Here is a 5,122-nt window from a genome sequence, read left to right as displayed (position 1 = left end):
GGAGCGTGTAGTTAAGTGATTTCAGGTATTGTGGCTAATGGACACCCGATCATCACTATCCCATTTCGGATTCCAAATCGCGCTGACTTTCCGATTGAGTTTGTAGTAGATACAGGATTTACAGATGAGCTTTGTTTACCATCGGAGGCAGTAGCATTACTGAATCTTCCTTTCAGGTACGATATGCGTGCGAATTTAGCAGACAACAGCCAAGTAATGCTGCCTCTTCACAAAGCAATTATTATCTGGAATGGTGAGGAGCGAGAAACTCGTGTATTTGCCACAGGGCGGCGACCCCTGGTTGGAACTGCTTTATTAGATAGCCATGAACTTGTGATTCAGTTTACGGAAGGTGGGTTGGTAACGATTGATGATTTGTAGTGCGATGCCGAAGGCACTGCGTAGCAGCACGCCGATCTTGTAGGGTGCGTTCCCTAAGGCGACTCCTACTGCTCCAGCGATCGATTTTTGGGGAACGCACCATGCACCTTGATTGAAGCGCCGATTCAAATTTGAAGTGCACCACTGGGGGGCTTCCGATGAGGCGGCTCATCAGTAGTAGAGCGGGAGCACTTCGTTAGAATAAATCAGAGTATCATTAAGGCAAAATACTGAGTTGAGGTCAACCAGATGGCAGTTCGTCAACGGCGTTATCCCAAAGATGAGTTAGCCGAGCGAGGGCAAAAACTCTACGAATCTGGCATTCGGCAGCAAGTCGAAGCCGGTAATGAAGGTAAGATTGTAGCGATCGACATTGAAACTGGAGAGTTTGAAGTCGATGAGAACGTTGTGCCTGCAACTAATCGGCTCTTTGAACGTCACCCCGATGCCCAACCTTGGATCATTCGTATCGGACATCGCGCTGTTTATCATTTCGGGGCACGGAGTTTGAAGAAAAATCCATGATGGAAGGTGTTGTAAATTTGCGGCGTGAAGCCACGCTAAGGATTGTAGTCGGAAACTCAAATCGGCAACTGCAAGCGGTTGACGCGGTGATTGATACCGGGTTCAATGGATTTTTATCTTTGCCCTCTACAATCATCGCTACATTAAATTTACCTTGGAGTGGTTCTGATTTTGTCACGCTGGGTGATGGCAGTGAAACTTATTTTGATCTGTACACTGGGACTGTGATATGGGATGGGCAGTACCAAGAGATTGATATTGCAGAATCAGAAACAGAGCCTCTACTAGGAATGGCGCTGCTTTACAGACATCGGTTGCAGGTCGATAACATTGAGGGCGGTAAGGTCAAGATTGAAGCCTTATGAGCCAGTGCTAGAAGAGATTCGGTGAGGCGCGGTCTAACAACGCAGCCGTAGGGTGCGTTCCCTAATGTGGCTCCTACTGCTCCACCGATCGATTTTTGGGGAACGCACCATGCACATTGATTGAAACTGTGGGTTTAAGTGCGTTCCCTAATGCAAGTTAAAGTCAGATGTAGGCTGGGTTGACGAAAAGAAACCCAACAACTTCTGGTTTAATCCCCTCCGCCACCTCAACGATAGACACCTCCATTGCTCAGGGTAAAATGAAGGGGCATAGTTGAAAAGAGGTCAAATCTATGACAGTTCGACAACCCCGCTACAGCAAAGAAGAGTTTGCCCGACGTGGCGATGAGATTTATGAATCTCAGGTGCGCCCCCAAATTGAGGAAGGTAATCATGGCAGAATTGTGGCGATCGACATCGAAACTGGAGCGTTTGAGCTTGCTGACGATACGATGACTGCGACTCGGCGACTTTATGAACGATTGCCTGATGCTCAGCCTTGGGTTGTTCGGATCGGCTATCGCGCCGTTCATCGTTTCGGCGCACGGAGTTTGAAAGACGCTCTATATTGCGGGTATATTGCTGAGAAAATGCCGTTAAATATTCGAGAGTGGGATTGTCCAGACTGTGGGACTCACCATGACCGAGATATTAACGCAAGTAAAAACATTTTGGCCGCAGGGCTTGCGGTGTCAGTCTGTAGAGCGACCATAAGACCAGAACAGAGTAAATCTGTTAATGCAGGTGCGAAAAATCCTTCGGGACAGAAGCAGAAACTCAAATCGTGAGGTTTGGGAATCGCCGTCCGTTTACGGCGGTGAGGATGTCAAGTTCCGACGGTTCCACAGTTTTAGTCCTTCAAACCAGAAAATACTGACAACTCCAGAAACTAAGCTAACCAGCAAATCATCAGTATGTAGCAGTGAAAAGCTGAACAGGTGTCGTAACAAGGGAACATAGAGAACTAATCCCAAAAACAGGAGTCCACCGCCGATCACCCACCACAAAGCCTGATTAGGAGATTGGAGCATTTCTGGAATCGTTCGGGACCAGGAACGATTGGTTAGGATCATAGCCAGGTTAGAGATAATCAATGTCGTAAATGCTAAGGCACGAGCATTAAATTCACTATTGCCGTTGCTATAGGCGATCGCAAATACAATAACCAGTACCACTAAAACGCTGGTTCCTTGAAGCAAGGCTAATCGCAACGTCCGACGACTGAACAAGGGTTCTTTGGGATTACGGGGGGGACGACGCATAATATCGCTTTCTGCCGGTTCAGCTTCAAACACAACCGTGCAGGCTGGATCGATAATTAAGTGCAGAAAGGCAATGTGGATCGGGAGTAGCACCAAGGGCCAGCCAAACATGACTGGAATCAACGACATACCAGCGATCGGAACGTGAACGGCCAAGGTATAGGCCATCCCCTTTTTCAGGTTGTCAAAGATACGTCTTCCTAGTTTGACCGATTCGACAATGGACGAAAAATCATCTTTCAACAGGACCAGATCGGCAGACTCTCGCGCTACATCGGTCCCCCGTTCACCCATGGCAATGCCGATATGGGCAGACTTGAGGGCCGGGGCATCGTTGACACCATCACCGGTCATAGCCACAATTTCACCGGAGCGTTTCAGTGCATTGACAATCAATAGTTTTTGTTCGGGGACGACACGGGCAAAGATGTTGGTGCTTTGAATGCGATCGCGCAGTTCCGACTCACCCATTTGCTCCAGTTCCCTACCGGTGATCACCTTGTCTAAAGGCCTGAGTCCAATCTGACGGGCAATGTTCTGGGCTGTTACCGGATAATCACCGGTAATCATGACAACGCGAATTCCCGCACCATAGCATTCAGCGATCGCAGGTGCCACAGTAGGGCGCACGGGGTCTTCCAGGCCGATGAGTCCGACAAATTCAAACTCAAAGTCGTGTTGTTGCACAGGTAAGCGATCATCAGATTCTAAGTAGGCTGGGGGCCCGGATGACTCAAGAGCGTGGGTTTTGGGTAATGTTCCCATTTTGCGTCCTTGGGCGACTCCCAGAACTCGCAAACCTTCTCTGGCCATTGCCTGGATTTGTTCGACAAGCTCCTGTTGTTGAATCGGGCTGAAATGGCAGAGATCTGCGATCGCTTCTGGGGCCCCTTTTGCCGCAACGGTAAGCTCCCCCGTCAGGGATTCCCAGACACAGGACATGGCCAAGAGATCGGTGGACAGGGGATATTCGTGCAGTAGTTGCCAATCGCTATGCAGGTGTTCGGTCTTGGCTAGGTAATTCCAACCAATTTGCTGCAAAGCTTTTTCCATCGGGTCAAAGGGATCTTTGCGACTCGCTAGAATACCAAACTCGATCAGGGGATGAAGGACTTCGGGCAAGGGTTCGCGCTCGTGGAGCGTCACATCGTACAGATAAGCATTGGAGCCGCTGTAAACCAACAATTGTTTGACGGCCATTTGGTTCAATGTCAGGGTTCCAGTCTTATCGACACAAAGAACGGTGACAGAACCCAGGGTTTCAACCACTGGAATGCGACGGGTTAGTACCTGTTTTTGCGAGAATCGCCACGCTCCCAGAGCCAGAAAGATGGCCAGCACCACCGGAATTTCATTGGGCAAAATTGCCATCGCTAGGGCTAATCCTGCCAAAAAGCCATGCAACCAATCGGCCCGGGTTAATCCATAAATCACGACCACCGCCGCACAAATGGCAAGCGCGATCATCGTCAATTTACCGACAATGCGACGGGTTTCTTTCTGTAAGACCGTGTCTTCCGGTTCAACCGTTTGCAGAGCTTTGCCAATTTTTCCCATTTCAGTGCCTATACCCGTTGCTTGCACCTGGGCAATGCCCTGCCCTTGCACCGCAAGAGTGCCAGAATAGACAGTGGGTAAGTCGTCTCCACCCGGTCTCAAGGTGGCTGAAAGGTGCTTCGGGTCTTCTTCCAGCTGGATGGTGCGTTTCCTGACTGGAGCAGACTCCCCGGTTAACAGCGATTCATCAATCGTCAAGTGAGTGGACCACAGCAAAATCGCATCTGCAGGAACGCGATCGCCCTCCTCCACCACGATCAGATCCCCCTCTACCACTTCTCGGCCGGCAATTCGCTGCCGTTCCCCATCTCGAATCACCAAGGCCCGAGGACTGGATAAGTCCCGCAGTGCTTCTAGAGAACGTTCCGTTTTTTGCTCTTGGTAAAGATTGATGCCAATAATAAAAAAGACAAACCCCAATAAAATTAGAGCTTCTTGTGCATCACCCAAAAAGAGGTAGATGACACCACAGGCAATTAGGAGCAGGAAAATCGGCTCTTGGATAATGTCTAGGGCGATCCTTAAAAAAGTACGATGCTGAGTTGAGGGGAGTTCGTTGTAGCCGTGCTGTTTCAAGCGCTCACTAGCTTCTTGACTAGACAACCCGTTAAACTGCCTATTTTGTATAGGTGCAACCATAACAATTACCTAGGTTTTTCACACAGGCTATTCTCGCACACAGAGAGTGGGTAAACTGTACTGAATTTAAACTGCGTATTAACAATTTTAGTACAAATGCTCAAACTTCCTCTCCCTGCTCCCAACTCTGGCACTCCGGTGCAGTCTTAACGGCTAATTTAAGTAGCTGGTTATAATTAAATTAAAAATGGATTTTAGGTTCGATCCCCCCTGCCCCCCTTGATAAGGGGTGTGCCGATAAGCGGGGGGATCCCCCCTTAATCCCCCCTTAATAAGCTGTCCTTTAGTCACATCTTTCTTAACATTTCAAACCTTTGTCGCACATGGCTTTCAAGACTCGGTTAACAATCTGTAATATTCCTTGTTGACACCCTTACTGACAAAGAAAAAACT

4 protein-coding genes and 2 pseudogenes are annotated in these 5,122 nt (G+C 48.8%); 5 read left to right on the top strand and 1 reads right to left on the bottom strand.

Going from position 1 to position 5,122, the window contains the following annotated elements; all coding sequences use genetic code 11:
- Positions 1 to 15 precede the first annotated feature (15 nt).
- The 5 genes and pseudogenes from IM496_RS00755 to IM496_RS00735 form a co-directional block, all read left to right on the top strand.
- The gene (locus IM496_RS00755) at positions 16 to 381 is read left to right on the top strand and encodes a clan AA aspartic protease (RefSeq protein ID WP_194015122.1); all 366 of its coding nucleotides are present in this window, start codon (positions 16 to 18) and stop codon (positions 379 to 381) included.
- A gap of 249 nt (positions 382 to 630) precedes the next feature.
- Entirely contained in the window at positions 631 to 906 is a 276-nt protein-coding gene (locus IM496_RS00750) for a hypothetical protein (RefSeq protein ID WP_002752924.1), read from the top strand.
- Positions 903 to 1,271 carry a clan AA aspartic protease gene (locus IM496_RS00745; RefSeq protein WP_194015119.1) on the top strand — a complete coding sequence of 123 codons (369 nt, stop codon included), beginning with the start codon at positions 903 to 905 and terminating at the stop codon, positions 1,269 to 1,271. The genes IM496_RS00750 and IM496_RS00745 overlap by 4 nt, the downstream gene beginning before the upstream one ends.
- A 293-nt stretch (positions 1,272 to 1,564) precedes the next feature.
- A pseudogene (locus IM496_RS00740) lies at positions 1,565 to 1,828 on the top strand (hypothetical protein); the annotation flags it as partial.
- 12 nt (positions 1,829 to 1,840) lie between these two features.
- Positions 1,841 to 2,059, top strand: a pseudogene (locus tag IM496_RS00735) (zinc ribbon domain-containing protein); the annotation flags it as partial.
- A 21-nt stretch (positions 2,060 to 2,080) separates the two neighbouring features.
- On the opposite strand, the gene IM496_RS00730 reads toward IM496_RS00735, so the two are convergent.
- Positions 2,081 to 4,729, bottom strand: a complete 2,649-nt coding sequence (locus tag IM496_RS00730; protein WP_287660956.1) for a cation-translocating P-type ATPase — start codon at positions 4,727 to 4,729, stop codon at positions 2,081 to 2,083.
- Positions 4,730 to 5,122: the final 393 nt, after the last annotated feature.

Origin of the sequence: Microcystis sp. M049S2, from assembly GCF_020245625.1 — a bacterium.
Lineage (GTDB): Bacteria > Cyanobacteriota > Cyanobacteriia > Cyanobacteriales > Microcystaceae > Microcystis > Microcystis ichthyoblabe_A.
Note: the sequence above shows the minus strand (reverse complement) of the source record. Positions and strands in the feature narration are given on the sequence as shown.